This window comes from Curtobacterium sp. AB7 (assembly GCF_044909335.1).
In the GTDB taxonomy this organism is placed as follows: domain Bacteria; phylum Actinomycetota; class Actinomycetes; order Actinomycetales; family Microbacteriaceae; genus Curtobacterium.
This window is the reverse complement of sequence record NZ_JBIYED010000001.1, coordinates 1,151,457-1,170,192: the sequence shown is the minus strand read 5'-3', so window position 1 is coordinate 1,170,192 and position 18,736 is coordinate 1,151,457. Positions and strand designations below refer to the sequence as shown.

The window sequence follows — 18,736 nt, the reverse complement described above, 5'->3', positions numbered from 1 at the left end:
CAGATCACCGAACCAGACGCAGGCAGCGAGGTGTTCGGCTTATTCGCGGATACCAGTGGTGACGCGGATCGCGGAGCCAAGTACTGACGGGCGTTCCAGGAGTTTCGGGGATTCGTTCCACGGCCTGAGCAGCCTAGAACGCACCTGGCAGCGGCGAAGGACGGTCTCATCGGCTCGGTGGTGTTGCTGGTGTTCGCACGGAGCATCGGCTTCGTCCCGCGGCCACTCTTCGGCCCGCAGCCCGTGCGCGGACGCTGGTGGATGTGGGCGGCACCGATCCTCGTCGCGGCCGCCGCCGTCTTCCACCTCGTCGGCGCCCCCTACAGCCGCTACACCCCCGGTGTCGTCGTCGCGCTGCTCATCGCGGGTCTGTTCATCGGGTTCTCCGAGGAGATCCTGACCCGCGGACTCGGCGTGGCCCTGCTCCGTCGCGGCGGGCACAAGGAGTGGAGCGTCATGGTGCTCTCCTCGCTGATCTTCGCGCTGCTGCACCTGACGAACGCGCTCTCCGGACAGCCCATCGGTACTGTGCTGTTCACGGTCGTCTACACGTTCGGGTTCGGCATCAGCATGTACCTGACGATGCGCGTCGGCGGGAACCTGGTCTGGCCGATGCTGCTGCACGCGATGACCGACCCGTCGACCGCACTCGCCGCCGGCGGCATCGACGAATCCGTCTCCACCGGCAGCAACACGGCGCTCCTCATCGCGACCATAGCCACGTTCGCGTACGACGCGTTCGCGATCGTCGGGTTCATCGCCACGCGTGGTGACGCCGAAGGGCGAGCCGACGCCGACGAACCCCGCCGCGCACGCCACGACGACCCGGCATCGCCGGCCGTCGCCACCAACTGAGACCAACGAGAGGACCCACCATGTCCCGCGAGACACACGCCCGCGAAGGCGCCGAGAAGGCCACCGGCGACCACATCCTCGACGTCGCGCTCGTCTCCCCGAAGGGATCGACGTTCGCCCGCGTCCTCGGCGCGACCGCCGGCGCCGGCCTCGGCGGCAACAACGGCGCGTCCTGGGGTGTCGCCGGTGCGCTCATCGCCGACCGGCTCAGCAGCACCGCTCACGGCACCGATCCGACCACGGTCCTCGCGATCGCCGAGGACAAGCTCCACATCCTCGGTCGCGACGCCACAGGCATCGTCGGCCACTGGAAGGACCTCGAACTCGTCGCCACGATCCCGCGCAGCAGCTTGGCGGTCGAACGCCACCACCGAGGGACGACGCTCGCGATCGAGCTCACCGACACTACGACCGGCGTCACCCTCGAGTTCGAAGCGCGGCCCCTCGGCAACCTCGGTGTCAAGGACCTCCTCCGCGAACTCGAAGAGTAGGGCCGGACCGCCGGTGTCGGCGTACAGCTCCCGTGTGATGTGTCGAGAGAGCTGCGCTACGCCGTGGTCGGGTGTCCACGTGCCAGGGTCGCCGCCTCGAACGTGTTCCTCGACTGATCCGAGCATCTGCCGTCACGGAGGAGGCGACGGAGACCATGGCGGGGTCAGAGACCTCGATACCGGGGTACTCGTCCTGAATGCAGGATGTTGCGGTCGCGGTGCAGGACCTCGGGCTTTGATCGGCAGGCGTCCCTTGGCCAATCCTGGATCCAGCTGGTCACGCCGCATCAGTTCCCGCTCCACGCGTGCCTTCTTCGAGGGCTTCTAGGAGCGCGTGCCCGCCTCGGGTGCTGGTTCTCCGACCGTTCCTGCAACGTTCGGGTCGGCGCTCAGACCGCTCGTGAATCGTCGGATGACCTGCAGCTCGGCTTCCTCGAAGGAGACCATGCGTGCGAGGATCCGCTGGCGCTCGGGCCCGAAGAACCCCTCGGCTTCGACGTGCATGTGCTTCGCCGAGTGCAGGGTCACGATTCGGCGGTCCGCGTGGCCGCGCGTCCGCGTGATGTGTCCGGCGTCCTCGAGGCGGTTCAGGAGGAGCGTCGTCGCGCCGCTGGTCATGCTGATGCGTTCTCCGAGGCGCGCGGGGGTGAGCGGCTGGCCCTGGTTCTCGGCGCTGAGAATCTCGACGATCGCCAACGCGTCGGTCGGACGCATGTGCATGTGACGCGCGAACGCGCGGCCGGAGTCGCTCTGCTCGGCACTGAACGCGAGGAGATCCTCGAGGATACGGGACCGAAGGTCTGCGCTGTCGCCTGTGGTGCTCATTGACTCAACCTCCGAGCTCCAGTCTAGAGCGCACCCCGAGTCACTTTGCCTCATAGTCACTTTGCAAAAAAGGTAGTATGGTCTCAGCAGCCGAAGCCACTGCTCGGTGAAGCGCTCTCTCGGTGAGGACCACATGACCGACACACGCACACCGACGTCGAGCGGGACGACGACGCGTCCGGGCTGGGCACTGTTCGTCATCGCGGTCTCGCAGCTGATGATCGTGCTCGACGGCACGATCGTGAACGTCGCGCTCCCGACCGCGCAACGCGACCTCGGCTTCGCATCCGATCAGCGTCAGTGGGTCGTGACCGCGTATGCGCTCGCTTTCGGTGCGCTGCTCTTGCTCGGCGGCCGCCTCACCGACATCCTCGGGCGACGACGGTTGTTCATCGTCGGCCTGGTCGGTTTCGCCGCCTCGTCGGTGATCGGCGGTGCGGCGCCGAACTTCAGCACGCTCGTCGCCGGCCGCGCTGCGCAAGGCGCGTTCGGAGCGCTCCTGGCTCCGGCCGCGCTGTCGCTGCTCGCTGCCTTGTTCACAGCGCCGAAGGAGCGCGCGAAGGCGTTCGGTGTCTTCGGCGCGGTTGCTGGTGGTGGCGCGGCGATCGGTCTGGTGCTGGGCGGCCTGCTCACGGAGTACACGTCCTGGCGCTGGACACTGTTCATCAACCTGTTCTTCGCCGCCGCTGCCGTCATCGGAGCTCTGCTGACGATCCCCGCCTCGACCAGGCGCGAACCACGACCGACGATCGACGTGTGGGGAGCGGTCCTGGTCTCCGTCGGCCTTGCCTGCCTCGTCTACGGGCTGTCGTCCGCGGAGAGTACCGGGTGGACGAGTCCCGTCACGCTCGGGTGCATGGCTGGCGGCGTCTTCGTCCTGGTCGCCTTCGTCATCGTCGAGTCCCGGACTCGGCAGCCGCTGCTGCCGCTGCGTGTGGTGCTCGATCGCAGCCGTGGGGGTGCGTTCCTCACGACCGGGATCGTGTCGCTCGCGCTGTTCAGCGTGTTCCTCTTCCTGACCTACTACCTCCAGGCGCTCCGTGGGTACACGCCGCTGCTGACCGGAGTGGCGTTCCTCCCCCTGCCGATCTCGATCGCCGTCACGTCCATCGTCATCGCACCCCGCTCGCTCGCACGACTCGGCCCAAAGGTGCTCCTCGTTGCCGGGCCGCTCCTCGCGGCAGCAGCGCTGCTCATCCTCAGCACGATGTCCTTCGACAGCAACTACTGGTTCACCGTCGTCCCGGCCCTGATCGTCCTCGGTGTCGGGATGGGCCACGTCTTCTCGGCGTCCCCGAACGTCGCGACATCGAACCTCGATCCCGGAGACCTCGGAGTGGGGTCAGCCATGGTGAACACCACCCAGCAGGTCGGTGGCGCGATCGGCACCGCCCTGCTGTCGGTCATCGCCACCTCCACCGTGTCCAGCTACCTCGCCGACCACGGAACAGGCGCCACCGCTCAGCGGCTCGCCCAGCTCGCCAGCTACCAGGCGGCGTACCTCTCCGCGGCCGGGATCCTCATTGCCCTCAGCGTGACGACCAGCATCCTCATCCGGAATCCCCCGCGACCTGGCGACACAGCCAAGCCTTGACCACCCTCTCCATCCCGACGCGACGAACGACATCAACCACGGAGTGACTCCATGAAACTCAACCACGTCAACCTCTGCTCCAGCGACGTCACCACGCTCGCCAACACCCTCGAGAACCACTTCGGGTACCGGACGCTCGAACTCGGCACCGTGCCCGACGCCGAGTGGGCCACGAACCCGGGCAGCACCTACGCGATCCTCGTCGGGGACGACGTCTCTGACATCGTCATCACCCAGATCGACCCCGTTCCAGAAGGGGAGTCCGCCTACCCGTCCCAGTTCCACTTCGGCATCATGCAGGACACCGCCCAGGCCGTGCACGCCAAGCACGCCGAACTCGAGCAGGCCGGATTCACACCCGGGAAGCTCAACCCGGGTTTCGAAGTCCTCGGTGCCACCTGGACCGCCTTCTACTGCCCCCTCGGTGACGGACTCGAAATCGAGATCAACCACCGCACCCACTCCGAGTTGCTCGACGGAACGAACTGAGGGACCCCGATGCGTCGCCGACCCTTCAACCCGGTCTTCTGGGCCCTTGCCAACCTCGGATCGCGAGTTCGGTACGTCCCGAAGGTCGCTGCGCCCTTCACGACCGACGAGCTCCCTCCGGAACGTCGACTCCAGGTGCCGACACGCCACGGCGCACTCGACGTCGTGGTTGTCAGCCCCAGCACGCCGCTCGCTCCTACGGAGACAGCCCCGCCTGTCGTCGTGCAGTTCCACGGCGGCGGGTTCCTGAATCGATACCCGGAGCAGGACCGGCACCTCGCACGGTACTTCGCCGCGAAGCTCGGCGCGGTCGTCGTGATGCCCGACTACTCGACAGCGCCGAAGGTGCGGTACCCGGTGGCTGAGGAAGAGGCATTCGACGTCGTCCGCTGAGTACAGGACTCCGGGGACCGGCAGGGGTGGGACGGTCGACGACTGTTCCTGTCAGGCATCAGCGCGGGCTCGAAGCTGTCCATCAACGTGTGCCAGCAGCTCCACGCCACCAGCAGGGCGCGACCCCTGGCCGTCTCGCTCGTCGTCCCCGTCACGGACATGAGCCGTACCGATCGACGATCAGACATCCCGCGCCCGGCGATCAGCCCGTTCGTCCAGCGACTGGTGAGCTGGGCCTACTTCCCGGACGAGGAACGCCGCCGGGAGGCGCTGGCAGCTCCGCGCTTCGACAGGGACCTCCCGACGAAGATGCCGCCCACCCTGATCCAGACCGGGCAGCACGACACGCTCAGCACGGAGGGCAAGGAGCTCGCCGAGACCCTGCGGAGCGGCGGAGTGGAGAACAGGTACATCGAGTACCCCGGAGCGGACCACGACTTCTACGCCAGCAAGCCCGCCGACCGCGTCGAGAGCACCCTCGCCGAGATCACTGCATTCTTTGCCAGCCACCTCCCGCGCTGATGGCTCCGTTGTGCCGACACTGCGGCGCCCGTTGACCCTGCCAGCGAGACCGCGGCGATGTCGGCCAGTACCTGCGCAGCGACGAGGTCGTCCTCGTCGGCGGACTCGCCGAACAGGTTGAGCGATCCGATGACGGTCGTCCGGAGCCGCAGCGGGATCGAGTGGACGGCCGTGTACCCATCTCCGCGTTCCCCGACTCAGTTCCGTACCGCACGATCGCTGCCATGCGTCGGGAGGTCGCTGCGAAAACCGTAGCTCGTCCCGAACTGAACGACCCCGATCTCGCTCGATAGCCGAGCCGAAAGCCTCCTGCCCGGGAACGGAGCAGGGGGCTCTCATCGTGCACCGATCCGTTCGTGCGCCAACGGCTCGGGCCTCATGCAACGGCCAGGGAGAGGCTCGGGGCAGTGCGCAGACGAAGTCCGGGCGGCTCCCGCACCCGTCACAAGCAGAAGAATGACCAGGGATCCGGCAAGGACCGAACAGGCCAGGGCTCCGCCTCCAGGATTCGAACCCGGACCTAACGGCACCAAAGGCCGTCGTGCTGCCATTACACCAAGGCGGAACGCACCCGTGGGTGCTCGTCCATCCTCCCACGACCGACGAGGCTGGCCGTCCGCCCCGGGTTCGGCCAAGATGGAGGGATGCCGCACCAGGACGAGGTCGATCGCATCGTCGCGGCGTGGGGTCGTGAGCGCGCCGATCTCGACTTCGGGCCGCTCGAGGTGCTGTCCCGTGTCGACCGGCTCGCGCGGCACCTGGACCGCGCCCGGCGAGCAGCGTTCGACGCCGGTGACATGGAGCCGTGGGAGTTCGACGTGCTGTCCGCCTTGCGGCGTGCGGGTGAGCCGTACGAGCTGAGCCCGAAGACCCTGCTGCAGCAGACCCTGGTGTCGAGCGGCACCATGACGAACCGTGTTGACCGGCTCACGGCGCGCGGGCTCGTGGGGCGTCGGACGGACCCGAAGGACGGCCGCGGCATCCTCGTGTCCCTGACCAGCCAAGGCCGGATCGCGGTCGACGCTGCCATCGCGGACCTGCTGACGGCGGAGCGGGACATCCTGTCCGGGGTGTCCGACGCCGAGCAGGACCAGCTGGCCGGGCTGCTCCGACGGCTCATCCTCGGCCTCGGCGACTGAGCCGCCCGACCGACGAGACCCGGGGTAGCCTCCGGCCCATGCACGCGATCACCCTGGCCGTCGCTGACGTCGCACGTTCGGCGGAGTTCTACCGCGCCCTGCTCGGGATCGAGGGCAGCGGCGTCATCGGCACCGAGTACCCGCCGACCGAGACCGAGGCGGGCGGCACCACAGCGATGTTCACCCTCGACGACGGTCTGATCGTCAGCGTCTACGGGCGGGACGACATGGCGAAGGACTCCGGGGTGGCACTCGCCGACGGCCCCGCGGCGACGATCGGGCACTTCGTCGACAGTCAGGCCGACGCCGAAGCGTTCCTCGACCGGGCCCGGATGGCCGGCGCGACGATGCTCGCTCCGCCGTACACACGGCCGTGGGGCATGTGGTCCGGCTTCTTCCAGGACCCGGACGGCCATCTGTGGGAGGTCGTCGCGAACCCCGGTGGCGGGGCCCCCGAGGACGCGAAGCCAGCGGAGTAGCGCGCCTCAGACCCCGAGCAGCTCCGCGACCTCGAGCCAGCGCTCCTCGAGCTGCTCGATCTCGGCCTCGTGCGCGGCGAGCTTCGCCTGCAGCTCCCCGAGCCCGGCGTAGTCCGACTGGTCGTGGGTGGCGAAGTCGTCGAGCAGCTTCTTCCGGTCCGCGCCGACCTTCGTGATCTTGCGGTCCAGCGCCGACATCTCCTTCTCGGCCGTCCGACGCTCCGCGCCCGACAGCCCCGAGGCGGCCGCAGCCGACGCGCCGGAACCAGCTGACGCACTGGACCCGGCCACGGCACCGGCCGAGCCGGTCCCGCCAGCAGTGTCGGGCCTCCCGGCAGACGCGGCGGCAGCCGCAGAAGCGGTCCCACCACCGGTGCCGGCCGCACGCAGCCGCATGTACTCGTCGACGCCGCCGGGCAGGTGCCGCAGGTGCCCGCCGAGCACGGCGTACTGCTGGTCGGTGACGCGCTCGAGCAGGTACCGGTCGTGGGAGACGACCAGCAGGGTGCCCGGCCAGGTGTCGAGCAGGTCCTCCATGGCGGCGAGCATGTCGGTGTCGAGGTCGTTCGTGGGCTCGTCGAGGATCAGCACGTTCGGCTCGTCGAGCAGGATGAGCATGAGCTGCAGGCGGCGCTTCTGGCCACCGGACAGGTCCTTGACGGGCGTTGAGAGCTGCTCCGCCGTGAAGCCGAGGCGTTCGAGCAGCTGCGCCGGCGTCATCTCCTTGCCGTCGGCGACGTAGCTCGTCTTCTTGCGGGCGACGACCTCGCGCACGCGGTCGTTCGCGAACTGCGCCAGGTCGGCGAGCTGCTGGTCGAGGATCGCGACCTGCACGGTCTTGCCGGTCTTCACCCGGCCGCTCGTCGGCGCGAGCGTGCCGGAGACGAGGTTGAGCAGCGTCGACTTGCCGGCGCCGTTCGGGCCGAGGATGCCGGTCCGCTCCCCCGGTGCGATGCGCCACTCGATGCGGTCCAGGATCTGGGTGCCGTCGAACGAGACGCTCACGTCGAGCAGGTCGACGACGTCCTTGCCGAGGCGGGCGGTCGCCGTCTTCGCGAGCGCGACCGTGTCGCGGATCGGCGGGACGTCGTCGATCAGGGCGTTCGCCGCGTCGATGCGGAACTTCGGCTTGCTCGTCCGGGCCGGAGCGCCGCGGCGCAGCCACGCGAGCTCCTTGCGGGCCAGGTTCTGGCGGCGCTGCTCGCTCGCCGCGGCCTGCCGGTCGCGCTCGACGCGCTGCAGGATGTACGCCGCGTAGCCGCCCTCGAATGGGTCGACGACGCCGTCGTGGACCTCCCACGTGTCGGTCGACACCGCGTCGAGGAACCACCGGTCGTGCGTCACGACCACCATCCCGCCCTGGTTCGACGACCAGCGGCGGTTGATGTGCTCGGCGAGCCACTGGATGCCCTCGACGTCCAGGTGGTTCGTGGGCTCGTCGAGGAAGAGGACGTCCCAGTCACCGACGAGCAGCCGCGCGAGCGCCACGCGGCGGCGCTGGCCACCGGACAGCTCGTCGACGCTGACGTCCCACGGGATGTCCGACACCAGACCGCCGATGACGTCGCGGATCTTCGGGTCGCCGGCCCACTCGTGCTCTTCGAGGTCGCCGACGACGGTGCTGCCGACGGTCGCGCCCTCGGGCAGGATGTCGCGCTGGTCCAGGTAGCCGACGGTCAGCCCGCGTCGGTGCGTGACTCGGCCGTCGTCGGGTTCGAGGCGCTGGGACAGCAGCGCGAGCAGGGTCGACTTGCCGTCGCCGTTGCGTCCGACCACGCCGATCCGGTCCCCCTCGTCGATGCCGAGGGTGACGTTGTCGAAGACGACCTTGGTGGGGAACTCGAGATGCAGGTTCTCGGCGCCGAGGAGATGAGCCACGCGTCAAGGGTAGGCGGCGTGGCGGGGTGGTCGGTGCGGGGCGGTGATTCGGGTCGTGGGGCCGGGGCGGGGTCGGGCGCACGGTGCGGGCTTGTTCGAGTGGTGCGAGGTTGACCGCTCGGTGCGAGGTTGTAGCGGCGCACGGAGCGCACAACCTCGCACCGACCGACCGACCGCGCACGGTGCGCCCGTCGCGTCGGTGCGACGGCGCGTCGGCCTGGAGGCGCGGGTCAGCTCACCGGGGCCGGTTCGGCTCCGGCAGTCGGGTACGTCAGCTCGCGGGAGCGGCGTCGCCCTCGCCGGCGGCTTCCTTCGCGCGCTTCAGGCGAGCCTGCGCCTCCCAGTACTCGATCTCGCGCTCGAGTTCGGCGAGCTCCTGCTCCGTGCCGCTGATGCGCTTGGCTCCGTGGGCGTTCCGGGCATCACCGAGGGTGGCGTACCGGTCCTCGTGACGGGCGGGTTCGATGTAGCGGCCGTGGTTCCGCTCGCCCGGGGCCCAGTCGTGGCCGATGGCGAACCAGACGATGCTGCCGACGACGGGGACCAGGATCACGAGGATCACCCACGCGATCTTCGGGAGTCCGCGGATCTGGTCGTCGTTCTTCGTCAGGATGTCGATCAGGGCGAAGACCAGCAGGATGACGGTGATCCCGGGCAGCAGAACGCTCATGTTCGCGATTCTATGGATCCGCTTGGAGTCTCACCATGCCCCGAACGAGCGTCGCAGTTGCGAAGTCGCACAGGGTCGGCGTCCTACAACGCCGCGACCCACTCGTCCGTGCCGTCGGTGAACCGCTGGTGCTTCCAGATCGGCACACGCTCCTTCACCAGGTCGACCAGCTCCCCGCACGCTGCGAACGCCTGCGCCCGGTGCGACGACGCCACGGCTGCGGCCAGCGCGACGTCCCCGATGCCGAGCGACCCGACGCGGTGCAGCACGGCGATCCGGACGTCGGGGTGGGCGTCGGCGACGGTGCGGGCGACCTCGGCGATGACGTCGTCGGCGGAGGGGTGCCGCTCGTAGTCGAGCGCAGTGACGCCCTTGCCGCCGTCGTGGTCGCGGACGACGCCGGCGAAGGTGACGACGGCACCGTCCCGGTCGGTGGCGACGACGGCGGAGACCTCGTCGACGGTGATCCCCCGGTCGACGACGTCAGCGAGGACGACGCGCGCGTCCGGTGCCGGGGACGGGGCCGGCGCAGCGGTCATGACGCACTCCGCGGCGCGTGGCCCTCGCCGTGCACCTGCGCGAGCACGTGATCGACCAGCCCGTCGAGCACCGCCAGTCCGTCCGCCACCCCGCCGCGCGACCCGGGCAGCGTGACGATCAGGGATCCGCCGGTGCTGATGCCGGCGATGCCGCGGCTCAGCAGGGCGGTCGGCCCGGCCCCCGCGAGCCCGCGACGACGGACCTCTTCGAGGACGCCGGGCAGCTCCAGGTCGATGAGCGGCGCGACGGCCTCGGGCGTCCGGTCGGTCGGGGTGACGCCGGTGCCCCCGGTCGTGATGACGATCCTGGCCCCGGCCAGCAGTTCGGCGGTCACGGTCTCGGTGATCGCCCCGCCGTCGGGGACGATCACGGGCTCGGCGACGGTGAAGTCCCGCTCGCGCAGCCACCCTGCGATGACGGGCCCGGTGCGGTCGAGTGCGGGATCGGCGGCAGCCTGCGTGGACACCACCACGACGGCGGCACGGCCCCTGGTCGGCTGCGAGGTCATCGGTTGCTCCAGTCTCCGGACCGACCGCCGTGCTTCTCGAGCACACGGACCTCCGTGATCGCGGCCGCCCGGTCGACGGCCTTCACCATGTCGTACACGGTCAGCGCGGCGACGCTCGCGCCGGTCAGCGCTTCCATCTCGACGCCGGTGCGCGAGGTGGTGCGGACCGAGACCTCGATCAGCACGCGGTCGTCGGCGCCGGTGATGTCGACCTGCACCCCGGCGATGGGGAGCGGGTGGCAGAGCGGGATGAGGTCGGAGGTCTTCTTCACGGCCATGATCGCGGCGATGCGGGCGGTGCCGATGACCTCGCCCTTCGGCAGGGAGCCGTCGAGGATGCGGGCGACGACGTCGGGCCGGGTGACGAGCGTGGCGGTGGCGGTCGCCGAGCGGTCAGTGACGTCCTTCGCGGACACGTCGACCATGTGCGCGGACCCGTCGGCGCGCACGTGCGACAGCTCGGCCGCGTCGGACGGATCGGCCTGCTCGGACGGACCCGACTGATCGGACGGTTCGGAAGGTTCGGCGGGTTCGGTCATCGGAGACTCCAGACGGTCAGGACGTCACCGGGTTCGACGGCGTCGACCCCCACCGGGACGTGGACGAGGTGCGTGGCGGCGGCGTAGTGCGCGAGCAGGTGGGAGCTCGGTCCGCCCACGAAGTGGACCACCCCGTCGGCCACCCGGCCACGCCGCACCTGGTGCTTGCCACCCGGTGACTGCGCAGCCGAAGCAGCGGGCAGGTGCAGCTCGGGGCGGTCGGCCGGCACCCCGACGAGGGGCGCGAGCAGCGGACGGAGGAACACCTCGAACGAGACGAGCGCGGAGACGGGGTTGCCGGGGAACGACACGACGGGCACCGGTCGACCGGCGAGCACGACACTGCCGAACGCCTGCGGCCCGCCGGGCTGCATCGCGACCGGGGTCACGGCGAGGCCGCGGGGTTCGAGTGCCTGCCGCACGACCTCGTACGCGCCCGCACTGATGCCCCCGGTGGTGAGCACGAGGTCGGCCCAATCTCCCACGGCGTCGTCGAGCTCGGAGACGAACGCTTCCACGTCGTCGGGGACCCGGACCCTGCGGGACGAAGCACCGACCTCGGCGAGCGCCGCCTGCAGCGCGATGCCGTTCGCGTCTCCGATCGTCGCTGCGGCCGTGTCCGCGCCCTGCAGCTCGGACCCCGTCGAGACCACGAGGACCCGCAGTGGTCGACGAACCTGCACGGTGGACACTCCGGCGGACGCGAGCGCACCGAGCAGGGCTGGGGTGATCGGCGCACCGGTCGGCGCGATGGACGCACCGAGGGCCAGGTCGCTGCCGGTCCCACGGACGAAGGTGCCCGGCGCGAGGTCGGACGGCACCGTGACGTGCCCCAGGTCGAGCGCAGCCGGGAAGGACCCCGGCGACGTCGACTCAACCGGGAAGACCGCATCTGCGCCGTCCGGGATCCGCGCGCCGGTCATGATCGGTGCAGCGGTGCCGGTGGAGAGCGGCGCGGGCACCACGCCGGCGGGGATCGGCGCGACCACCCGGACGTCCTGCCCGGCATCGGCCACCCGGACCGCGAAGCCGTCCATCTGGCTGTTGTCGAAGGGCGGCAACGGGACCGGAGCGGCGACGGGCGCAGCGAGCACGCGGTGCCCGTGACCGGCACGGCCGTCGACGGCCAGGTCGTCGATCCGCCACGATGCAGCCCCGAGGCCCGCCAGGACCGGCGCGAGCAGCACGGCCAGGTCGTCGCGGTGCTGACCGATCGTTCGCACAGGTGCCTCCGAACAGGGATGGTGTCGCCGCTCCCGGTTCGTCCGGGGCCGGCGTCAGTAGCGTATCCAGCGCGCAGACAGCGCCGACGACCTTTCGGAGGACCTGTGGAGAACGACGAAGCCGTGACGATCGGTGTCATCGGGGGCTCCGGCCTCTACCAGCTGTTCGAGGAGGGGACCGCCGAGGAGCTGGACGTGCCGACGCCGTTCGGCCCGACGTCGAGCCCGATCAGCATCGGCACGATGTCCGGACGCCGCGTCGCGTTCCTCACCCGGCACGGTCGCGAGCACTCCGTCGCCCCGCACCGCATCAACCACCGCGCGAACCTCTGGGCGCTCCGCTCCCTGGGCGTCCGGGCGATCGTGTCCTCGAGCGCCGTCGGTGGCCTGCACCCCGACTACGCCCCGGGCACCTTCGTCGTGACCGACCAGCTCATCGACCGCACCTTCGGCCGCGCGGACACGTTCTTCGAGGACGACGTCCAGCACCTGTCGTTCGCCGACCCGTTCGACCCGACGCTGCGCCGTGCCGCGGTCGACGCGATCGCCGCCCTCGACGTGCCGTTCCGTCCGACCGGCACGTGCGTCGTCATCCAGGGCCCCCGGTTCTCGACGCGCGCCGAGTCCGTCTGGCTGCGCGAGGCCGGTGGGCACACCATCAACATGACGATGACCCCCGAGGTCCCGCTCGCCGCCGAGCTCGGCATCGCGACCGTCAACCTGTCGTTCGTCACCGACGCCGACGCCGGCCTGGCCCCGACCGAGGACGAAGCCGCCGCAGCGGCCGCCCACGCGGCCACGGCGGACGCAGCGGCCACCGCGGACGCGGCCGACGACGCCGGCGCACCCGTCACCCACGCCCTCGTGATGGAACGTCTCGCCCGCGCCAACGAGGTGATCGTCCGCGCCATCGGCGAGATCGTCGGAGCGATCCCCGCCGACTTCACGCCGCGCGAACTCGTCCCGGCGAGCGCCAGCGCCAGCATCGTGCAGACCCAGCCCACCGCCGCCAGCACGGGCCCCGCCGTCATCACGGACCCCACCGCATGACCCGCCTGCTCGTCACCGGCGGCGCCGGCTTCATCGGCTCCGCGATCGTCCGCCGCGCGCTGGCCGACGGACACGAGGTCCGCGTCCTCGACTCCCTCCGCGACGACGTCCACGGCGACCCCGGCGAGGTCGTGCGGGCCCACCAGCAGCAGGGCATCGAGTTCGTGCACGGCGACGTCCGCGACCGGGTCTCGCTCGACGCCGCGCTCGACGGCGTCGACGTCGTCTGCCACCAGGCCGCCAAGGTCGGCCTCGGCGTCGACTTCCAGGACGCCCCCGACTACGTCTCGTCGAACGACGCCGGCACCGCCCACGTCCTCGCGGGCATGGACCGGCACGACATCGGGCGACTCGTCGTCGCGAGCTCGATGGTCGTCTACGGCGAGGGTGCGTACACGACGTCCGACGGCGAGCCCGTCCGGCCGCCGGCCCGCCGCCGCGAGGACCTCGACGCCGGTCGCTTCGACCCGATCGGCCCGGACGGCCACCCCCTGCTGCCCGGCCTGATCGACGAGTCCGCCGCGCTCGACCCCCGCAACGTGTACGCGCAGACGAAGGTCGCGCAGGAGCACCTGGCCTCGAGCTGGGCACGCGCGACGGGCGGCCGGGCGGTCGCGTTGCGGTACCACAACGTCTACGGACCCGGCATGCCCGCGAACACCCCCTACGCCGGTGTCGCGTCACTGTTCCGCTCGGCGCTGGCCCGCGGTGAGGCCCCCCGCGTCTTCGAGGACGGCGCCCAGCGCCGCGACTTCGTGCACGTCGACGACGTCGCCGGAGCGAACGCCGCCTCGATCGCCGCGACCGCCGACCAGCCCGCCGACTCGTTCCGCGCGTACAACGTGGGGTCCGGCGTCGTGCACACGATCGGCGACATGGCCGCGGCGATCGCCGGACCCAGCGGTCCGCAACCGGTCGTCACGGGCGAGTACCGCCTGGGCGACGTGCGCCACGTCACGGCGAGCTCGGACCGCATCGCCGCCGAGCTCGGCTGGCGCGCCGAGGTCGACTTCGTAGCCGGCATGCGCGACTTCGCCACCGCCCCCCTCCGGAGCGCCGTCCAGTAGCCCCGCTTCGTGAGCAGGAATGGTCGGGTCGCCGGACGCGACCCGACCATTCCTGCTCACGAACCGCGCACCGCGCGCACCGCGCGCACCGCGCGCACCGCGCGCACCGCGCCCACCGCGCCCGCACCGCGCCCAGCGCGACCGCGCGGCGGACGCGACCCGACCAGAACACGCGCCACGGGCCTCCCGTCCGCCCGTCCCCCGTTCTGGGGACCCGACCCGGAAAACACGCGCTGACTGACCAGCGGGTACAACTTTCCTGTACCCCGGCGCGCGTCGTCGTGTTACGTCGAGTGCATGACAGGACAGACCCGTCGATCTGACGACCGGCACCGAATGACGGACATGAGTGTCGACGTCATCCTCCCGTGCCTCGACGAGGCCGATGCCCTGCCGAAGGTGATCGCTCGCCTGCCGGAGGGCTACCGCGCGATCGTGGTGGACAACGGATCGACCGACGGTTCCGCCGACGTCGCCCGCGCGCACGGCGCCCTCGTCGTCACGGAACCGGTGAAGGGCTTCGGCTCCGCCTGCGCTGCGGGCGTCGCCGCCGCCACCGCCGACTTCGTCGCCTTCTGCGACGCGGACGCCTCGATGGACCCCGCCGAACTGCCGCCGCTGGTCGACCGCGTCGCGAGCGGCCGCGTCGACCTGGCGCTCGGACGACGTGTCCCGACGAGCAAGGGCGCCTGGGCGCCGCACGCGCGGTTCGCGAACCGCGTCCTCGCCGTCCTCATGCACCGCGCGACCGGCTACCGCCTGCGCGACCTCGGTCCGATGCGCGTCATGCGCCGCGAGGACCTCGTCGCCCTGGACCTGCAGGACCGCCGTAGCGGCTACCCGCTCGAGATGGTCCTGGCCGCGCACGCGGCGGGCTGGCGCGTCGACGAGTCCGACATCGGCTACGCGCAGCGCATCGGCGACAGCAAGGTGACCGGGACGCTCCGTGGCACGGTCAACGCGGTCCGCGACATGACCCGCCTGCTGCGCGCGTACCGCCGGGAGGCCCGTGTCCGGGTCGTCGCACCGGCGCCCGTCCGCCACGTGGCCGGCTCCACCGCCGCGGCCGGTGCCGCGGCACGGGCCGACTCCGCCCCCGTCACCGCCTCGGTCGAGGGGACGCGCGCATGACCGCCGAAATCACCGTGGCCGTGGTCGCGAAGGAGTGCCTGCCCGGCAAGGTGAAGACCCGGCTGACCCCGGCGCTCTCCCCCGAGGGTGCCGCCCGTGTGGCGTCCGCGAGCCTCGCCGACACCCTGTCGACCGTCCGCGCCCTGGCCGCCGAGCGCCGCGTGCTGTTCTTCGATGGTGACGTCGTCCCGGAGTCGGCCGACGGCTTCGACGTCCTCCACCAGCCGGGCGGCGGGCTGGACGAGCGCCTCGGGTTCCTGTTCGACGCGATCGACGGCCCGTTGCTGCTCGTCGGGATGGACACCCCGCAGGTGTCCACCGACGCGCTCGCCCCGGTGTTCGACCAGCCCGAGCGCGACGCGTGGTTCGGTCCCGCAGAGGACGGCGGCTTCTGGTCGCTGTACCTGCAGGCCCCGACCGGCGACCTGCTGCGCGGCGTCCCGATGTCGCAGGACGACACCGGCGCCGTCCAGCTCGCCCGCCTGACCGACGCCGGCCTCGACGTCGGGATCCTCGGCGAACTGCTCGACGTCGACACGATGCCCGACGCCGAACGCGTCGCCGAACTCGCGCCGGACTCCGGCTTCACCCAGGCACTCCGTGCCGAGACCGCGGGGAGTCTCCGATGACCATGCACGCACCCGTCTCCTTCGGCGCCGGCGGCGGCGAGCCCTACGCCCGGGCCCTGCGCTCGGACGGACGGCTCCGTCTGACCGACCCGGACCGCCCCGACGTCGTCACGACGATGGACGTCGGCCGGTGGAGCGCCGCGGCCGACCGGGTCGACCGCTCGCTGCTCGACGACGCCGACGGTCCCGTGATCGACATCGGGTGCGGCCCCGGGCGGATGCTCGTCGCTGCCCGCAACCGCGGCATCCCCGCACTCGGCGTGGACGTCTCCGCCGAGGCCGTGGCGATCGCGCAGCGGTCCGGTGGCACCGCGATCCAGGGGTCGGTGTTCGACGCGGTCCCCGACGAGGGGCACTGGGACACCGCCCTGGTCATCGACGGCAACATCGGCATCGGCGGCGACCCCGCGGCACTGCTCGAGCGCTGCGGCGAGATCGTCCGCGCCGGCGGCCGGGTCATCGTCGAGACGAACCCCGACCCGCTGGCCGACCGCGTGTACACCGCCCGCGTCATGGACGCCGACGGCCACGAGAGCGCCGGGTTCCCCTGGGCCGAGGTCGGACTCGACGCGCTGCACCGGCACGCGGCGGACGCCGGTCTCGTGGCACGGCAGAGCTGGACGGTCGCGGGCCGGAGCTTCTGCGAGCTCCTGGCCTGAACACGCACGTTCGTGCAGTTGTTTTGCATCATGCAAGACAGTCACGTACGGTCGGGCCCATGACGAACAGCACCTTCCCGCTCGGCGGCACCTTCGTGTCCGGACTCCGCGACCGTGACGAGCGCGGGTCCTTCACCGGTACCCGCACCACGGACTCGGTCGGCACGTACACGGGCGCACCGATCACCGGGCGCCTCGGGCGCTTCACCGACGCGCAGCGTTCGCGTCCCGCCACCTGGACCGCCTCCACCCGCACGGCCACCGGCTCGTTCCGCACGGCGACCGGCTCTTTCCGCACCGCCTGAGCCGTGCCGTCGCCCCGGTCGGCGGACACGGCTCCGGCCGCGCTCTGCGGCCCCGGCTGTGCGCCGGCCGGACGCCTCCGGGTGCGCGATGCCAGGATGGACCCATGAACGACCGCGCCGGCACCCCCGCGACCGCAGACGACCTCGTCGACATCGACGCGCTCGTCGCCGCCTACTACGACCGTGTGCCCGATGTCTCCGTCGCCGAGCAGCAGGTCGTGTTCGGCACCTCCGGCCACCGCGGCTCCTCGCTCGACTCCGCCTTCAACGACACCCACATCGCCGCGATCACGCAGGCGATCGTCGAGTACCGGCAGTCGCAGGGCACCGACGGCCCGCTCTTCATCGGGCGCGACACCCACGCCCTGTCCGGCCCCGCCGAGCGCACCGCGCTCGAGGTCCTGGCCGCCAACGGCGTGCACGTCCTGGCCGACAGCGACAACGGCTACGTGCCGACCCCCGCGCTCAGCCACGCGATCATCCGCTACAACCGCGCCGGCAACCCCGACACGGCGGACGGCATCGTCATCACGCCGAGCCACAACCCGCCCCGCGACGGCGGCTTCAAGTACAACCCGCCGCACGGCGGCCCCGCCGACAGCGACGCCACGAGCTGGATCGCCAACCGAGCGAACGCGATCATCGAGGGCGGCAACACCGAGGTGCAGCGCACCGAGCACGCCACCCCCGACCGCTACGACTTCCTGCACACCTACGTCGCCGACCTCGAGAACATCATCGACATCGCCGCGATCAAGCGTGCCGGGGTGAAGATCGGCGCCGACCCGCTCGGTGGTGCATCGCTGCCGTACTGGAACCTCATCCGCGACCACTACGGCCTCGACCTGACCGTCGTGAACCCGGACGTCGACCCGACCTGGTCGTTCATGACGCTCGACTGGGACGGCAAGATCCGGATGGACCCGTCGAGCCCCTCGGCGATGGCCTCGGTCCTGGCGCACAAGGACGAGTTCGACGTCCTGACGGGCAACGACGCCGACTCCGACCGGCACGGCATCGTCACGCCCGACGGCGGCCTGATGAACCCGAACCACTACCTCGCCGTCGCGATCGAGTACCTCTACGCACACCGTCCGGCCTGGCGCGACGACGCCGCCATCGGCAAGACCCTGGTGTCGTCGAGCATCATCGACCGCGTCGCAGAGTCGCTCGGACGCCGTCTGTGGGAGGTCCCGGTCGGCTTCAAGTGGTTCGTGCCCGGCCTGATCGACGGTTCCGTCGCGTTCGGTGGCGAGGAGTCGGCCGGCGCGTCGTTCCTGCGCACCGACGGCACGGCGTGGACGACCGACAAGGACGGCATCATCCTGGCGCTCCTGGCGTCCGAGATCGTCGCCGTCACCGGCAAGACCCCCTCGCAGCTGTACGTCGAGCTGACCGAGCGCTTCGGCGACCCGGTCTACCAGCGCGTCGACGCCGCTGCCTCGAAGGAGCAGAAGGCCCGCCTGTCGAAGCTCGACGGCGACGCCATCACCGCCGAGACCCTGGCGGGCGACCCGATCACCGCGAAGCTGTCGAAGGCTCCCGGCAACGACGCGGCCGTCGGCGGCGTCAAGGTCGTCACCGACAACGCCTGGTTCGCCGCACGGCCGTCCGGCACCGAGGACGTCTACAAGATCTACGCCGAGAGCTTCGTCGGGCAGGAGCACCTGGAGCAGGTGCAGCGCGAGGCCAAGGAGATCGTGGACGCCGCACTCGGCGCCTAGTCGATCACCCGCAGGTCCCGCACTGG

Annotated in this window: 20 protein-coding genes, 1 tRNA gene and 1 pseudogene; 14 read left to right on the top strand and 8 right to left on the bottom strand. The window is 71.0% G+C overall.

Going from position 1 to position 18,736, the window contains the following annotated elements:
* Positions 1-177: 177 nt before the first annotated feature.
* Both ABH929_RS05800 and ABH929_RS05795 read left to right on the top strand, forming a co-directional pair.
* Positions 178-855 (top strand): CPBP family intramembrane glutamic endopeptidase, encoded by a 678-nt coding sequence (locus ABH929_RS05800; RefSeq protein WP_404560446.1) that lies wholly within the window; start codon positions 178-180, stop codon positions 853-855.
* A gap of 20 nt (positions 856-875) precedes the next feature.
* Positions 876-1,346, top strand: coding sequence for a hypothetical protein (locus ABH929_RS05795; RefSeq protein ID WP_404560445.1), 471 nt, complete (start codon positions 876-878; stop codon positions 1,344-1,346).
* A 324-nt stretch (positions 1,347-1,670) separates the two neighbouring features.
* On the opposite strand, the gene ABH929_RS05790 is transcribed toward ABH929_RS05795, so the two are convergent.
* Entirely contained in the window at positions 1,671-2,171 is a 501-nt protein-coding gene (locus tag ABH929_RS05790; RefSeq protein WP_263092106.1) for a MarR family winged helix-turn-helix transcriptional regulator, read from the bottom strand.
* 133 nt (positions 2,172-2,304) lie between these two features.
* Here ABH929_RS05790 and ABH929_RS05785 point away from each other — a divergent pair, with 133 nt between their 5' ends.
* From ABH929_RS05785 to ABH929_RS05775, 3 genes and pseudogenes are all read left to right on the top strand, one after another.
* The gene (locus ABH929_RS05785) at positions 2,305-3,765 is read left to right on the top strand and encodes a DHA2 family efflux MFS transporter permease subunit (RefSeq protein WP_263092105.1); all 1,461 of its coding nucleotides are present in this window, start codon (positions 2,305-2,307) and stop codon (positions 3,763-3,765) included.
* 51 nt (positions 3,766-3,816) lie between these two features.
* Entirely contained in the window at positions 3,817-4,254 is a 438-nt protein-coding gene (locus ABH929_RS05780) for a VOC family protein (protein WP_263092104.1), read from the top strand.
* Between the two features lie 9 nt (positions 4,255-4,263).
* Positions 4,264-5,169: pseudogene (locus ABH929_RS05775) on the top strand (alpha/beta hydrolase fold domain-containing protein).
* 493 nt (positions 5,170-5,662) lie between these two features.
* On the opposite strand, the gene ABH929_RS05770 reads toward ABH929_RS05775, so the two are convergent.
* Positions 5,663-5,734 (bottom strand) — tRNA-Gln (locus tag ABH929_RS05770).
* A gap of 79 nt (positions 5,735-5,813) precedes the next feature.
* Here ABH929_RS05770 and ABH929_RS05765 point away from each other — a divergent pair.
* Both ABH929_RS05765 and ABH929_RS05760 read left to right on the top strand, forming a co-directional pair.
* Positions 5,814-6,308: a MarR family winged helix-turn-helix transcriptional regulator gene (locus ABH929_RS05765; RefSeq protein WP_131921214.1), complete on the top strand. Its 495-nt coding sequence runs from the start codon at positions 5,814-5,816 to the stop codon at positions 6,306-6,308.
* 38 nt (positions 6,309-6,346) lie between these two features.
* Positions 6,347-6,787 (top strand): VOC family protein, encoded by a 441-nt coding sequence (locus ABH929_RS05760; protein ID WP_263092101.1) that lies wholly within the window; start codon positions 6,347-6,349, stop codon positions 6,785-6,787.
* A 6-nt stretch (positions 6,788-6,793) separates the two neighbouring features.
* Here ABH929_RS05760 and ABH929_RS05755 read toward each other — a convergent pair whose 3' ends face one another.
* The 6 genes from ABH929_RS05755 to glp all read right to left on the bottom strand — a co-directional run bounded on the left by ABH929_RS05755 (position 6,794) and on the right by glp (position 12,145).
* Positions 6,794-8,665 carry an ABC-F family ATP-binding cassette domain-containing protein gene (locus tag ABH929_RS05755; RefSeq protein WP_404560444.1) on the bottom strand — a complete coding sequence of 624 codons (1,872 nt, stop codon included), beginning with the start codon at positions 8,663-8,665 and terminating at the stop codon, positions 6,794-6,796.
* A gap of 271 nt (positions 8,666-8,936) precedes the next feature.
* Positions 8,937-9,335 carry a PLDc N-terminal domain-containing protein gene (locus ABH929_RS05750; protein WP_131846979.1) on the bottom strand — a complete coding sequence of 133 codons (399 nt, stop codon included), beginning with the start codon at positions 9,333-9,335 and terminating at the stop codon, positions 8,937-8,939.
* A gap of 83 nt (positions 9,336-9,418) precedes the next feature.
* A complete protein-coding gene (locus tag ABH929_RS05745) occupies positions 9,419-9,874 on the bottom strand; it encodes a molybdenum cofactor biosynthesis protein MoaE (protein ID WP_404560443.1) in 456 nt (151 codons plus the stop codon).
* A complete protein-coding gene (locus ABH929_RS05740) occupies positions 9,871-10,383 on the bottom strand; it encodes a molybdopterin-binding protein (RefSeq protein ID WP_123293708.1) in 513 nt (170 codons plus the stop codon). Before ABH929_RS05740 ends, ABH929_RS05745 begins: the two co-directional genes overlap by 4 nt.
* Positions 10,380-10,922 (bottom strand): cyclic pyranopterin monophosphate synthase MoaC, encoded by a 543-nt coding sequence (gene moaC, locus ABH929_RS05735; RefSeq protein ID WP_404560442.1) that lies wholly within the window; start codon positions 10,920-10,922, stop codon positions 10,380-10,382. The genes ABH929_RS05740 and moaC overlap by 4 nt, the downstream gene beginning before the upstream one ends.
* Positions 10,919-12,145 carry a gephyrin-like molybdotransferase Glp gene (gene glp / locus ABH929_RS05730; RefSeq protein WP_404560441.1) on the bottom strand — a complete coding sequence of 409 codons (1,227 nt, stop codon included), beginning with the start codon at positions 12,143-12,145 and terminating at the stop codon, positions 10,919-10,921. The genes moaC and glp overlap by 4 nt, the downstream gene beginning before the upstream one ends.
* A 105-nt stretch (positions 12,146-12,250) precedes the next feature.
* Here glp and ABH929_RS05725 point away from each other — a divergent pair, with 105 nt between their 5' ends.
* The 7 genes from ABH929_RS05725 (at position 12,251) to pgm (ending at position 18,710) form a co-directional block, all read left to right on the top strand.
* A complete protein-coding gene (locus tag ABH929_RS05725; RefSeq protein ID WP_404560440.1) occupies positions 12,251-13,195 on the top strand; it encodes an MTAP family purine nucleoside phosphorylase in 945 nt (314 codons plus the stop codon).
* Positions 13,192-14,262, top strand: a complete 1,071-nt coding sequence (locus ABH929_RS05720) for an NAD-dependent epimerase/dehydratase family protein (protein WP_404560439.1) — start codon at positions 13,192-13,194, stop codon at positions 14,260-14,262. Before ABH929_RS05725 ends, ABH929_RS05720 begins: the two co-directional genes overlap by 4 nt.
* A 345-nt stretch (positions 14,263-14,607) precedes the next feature.
* Entirely contained in the window at positions 14,608-15,393 is a 786-nt protein-coding gene (locus tag ABH929_RS05715; RefSeq protein WP_404560438.1) for a glycosyltransferase family 2 protein, read from the top strand.
* Entirely contained in the window at positions 15,390-16,022 is a 633-nt protein-coding gene (locus ABH929_RS05710; protein WP_263091614.1) for a DUF2064 domain-containing protein, read from the top strand. Before ABH929_RS05715 ends, ABH929_RS05710 begins: the two co-directional genes overlap by 4 nt.
* Positions 16,019-16,681 (top strand): class I SAM-dependent methyltransferase, encoded by a 663-nt coding sequence (locus ABH929_RS05705; RefSeq protein ID WP_263091615.1) that lies wholly within the window; start codon positions 16,019-16,021, stop codon positions 16,679-16,681. The genes ABH929_RS05710 and ABH929_RS05705 overlap by 4 nt, the downstream gene beginning before the upstream one ends.
* A gap of 59 nt (positions 16,682-16,740) precedes the next feature.
* A complete protein-coding gene (locus tag ABH929_RS05700) occupies positions 16,741-16,986 on the top strand; it encodes a hypothetical protein (RefSeq protein ID WP_205463967.1) in 246 nt (81 codons plus the stop codon).
* 104 nt (positions 16,987-17,090) lie between these two features.
* Positions 17,091-18,710: a phosphoglucomutase (alpha-D-glucose-1,6-bisphosphate-dependent) gene (gene pgm, locus ABH929_RS05695; protein ID WP_248704703.1), complete on the top strand. Its 1,620-nt coding sequence runs from the start codon at positions 17,091-17,093 to the stop codon at positions 18,708-18,710.
* The last annotated feature ends 26 nt before the right edge of the window (positions 18,711-18,736 follow it).

Bases quoted from the DNA above. Each gene is read 5' to 3' on its own strand.
- ABH929_RS05785 (WP_263092105.1), top strand. From the start codon at position 2,305: ATGACCGACACACGCACACCGACGTCGAGCGGGACGACGACGCGTCCG.
- ABH929_RS05790 (WP_263092106.1), bottom strand. From the start codon at position 2,171: ATGAGCACCACAGGCGACAGCGCAGACCTTCGGTCCCGTATCCTCGAG.
- pgm (WP_248704703.1), top strand. From the start codon at position 17,091: ATGAACGACCGCGCCGGCACCCCCGCGACCGCAGACGACCTCGTCGAC.
- ABH929_RS05705 (WP_263091615.1), top strand. From the start codon at position 16,019: ATGACCATGCACGCACCCGTCTCCTTCGGCGCCGGCGGCGGCGAGCCC.
- ABH929_RS05780 (WP_263092104.1), top strand. From the start codon at position 3,817: ATGAAACTCAACCACGTCAACCTCTGCTCCAGCGACGTCACCACGCTC.
- ABH929_RS05745 (WP_404560443.1), bottom strand. From the start codon at position 9,874: ATGACCGCTGCGCCGGCCCCGTCCCCGGCACCGGACGCGCGCGTCGTC.
- ABH929_RS05795 (WP_404560445.1), top strand. From the start codon at position 876: ATGTCCCGCGAGACACACGCCCGCGAAGGCGCCGAGAAGGCCACCGGC.
- ABH929_RS05740 (WP_123293708.1), bottom strand. From the start codon at position 10,383: ATGACCTCGCAGCCGACCAGGGGCCGTGCCGCCGTCGTGGTGGTGTCC.
- ABH929_RS05715 (WP_404560438.1), top strand. From the start codon at position 14,608: ATGAGTGTCGACGTCATCCTCCCGTGCCTCGACGAGGCCGATGCCCTG.
- ABH929_RS05710 (WP_263091614.1), top strand. From the start codon at position 15,390: ATGACCGCCGAAATCACCGTGGCCGTGGTCGCGAAGGAGTGCCTGCCC.
- ABH929_RS05750 (WP_131846979.1), bottom strand. From the start codon at position 9,335: ATGAGCGTTCTGCTGCCCGGGATCACCGTCATCCTGCTGGTCTTCGCC.
- ABH929_RS05700 (WP_205463967.1), top strand. From the start codon at position 16,741: ATGACGAACAGCACCTTCCCGCTCGGCGGCACCTTCGTGTCCGGACTC.
- moaC (WP_404560442.1), bottom strand. From the start codon at position 10,922: ATGACCGAACCCGCCGAACCTTCCGAACCGTCCGATCAGTCGGGTCCG.
- ABH929_RS05720 (WP_404560439.1), top strand. From the start codon at position 13,192: ATGACCCGCCTGCTCGTCACCGGCGGCGCCGGCTTCATCGGCTCCGCG.
- ABH929_RS05765 (WP_131921214.1), top strand. From the start codon at position 5,814: ATGCCGCACCAGGACGAGGTCGATCGCATCGTCGCGGCGTGGGGTCGT.
- ABH929_RS05760 (WP_263092101.1), top strand. From the start codon at position 6,347: ATGCACGCGATCACCCTGGCCGTCGCTGACGTCGCACGTTCGGCGGAG.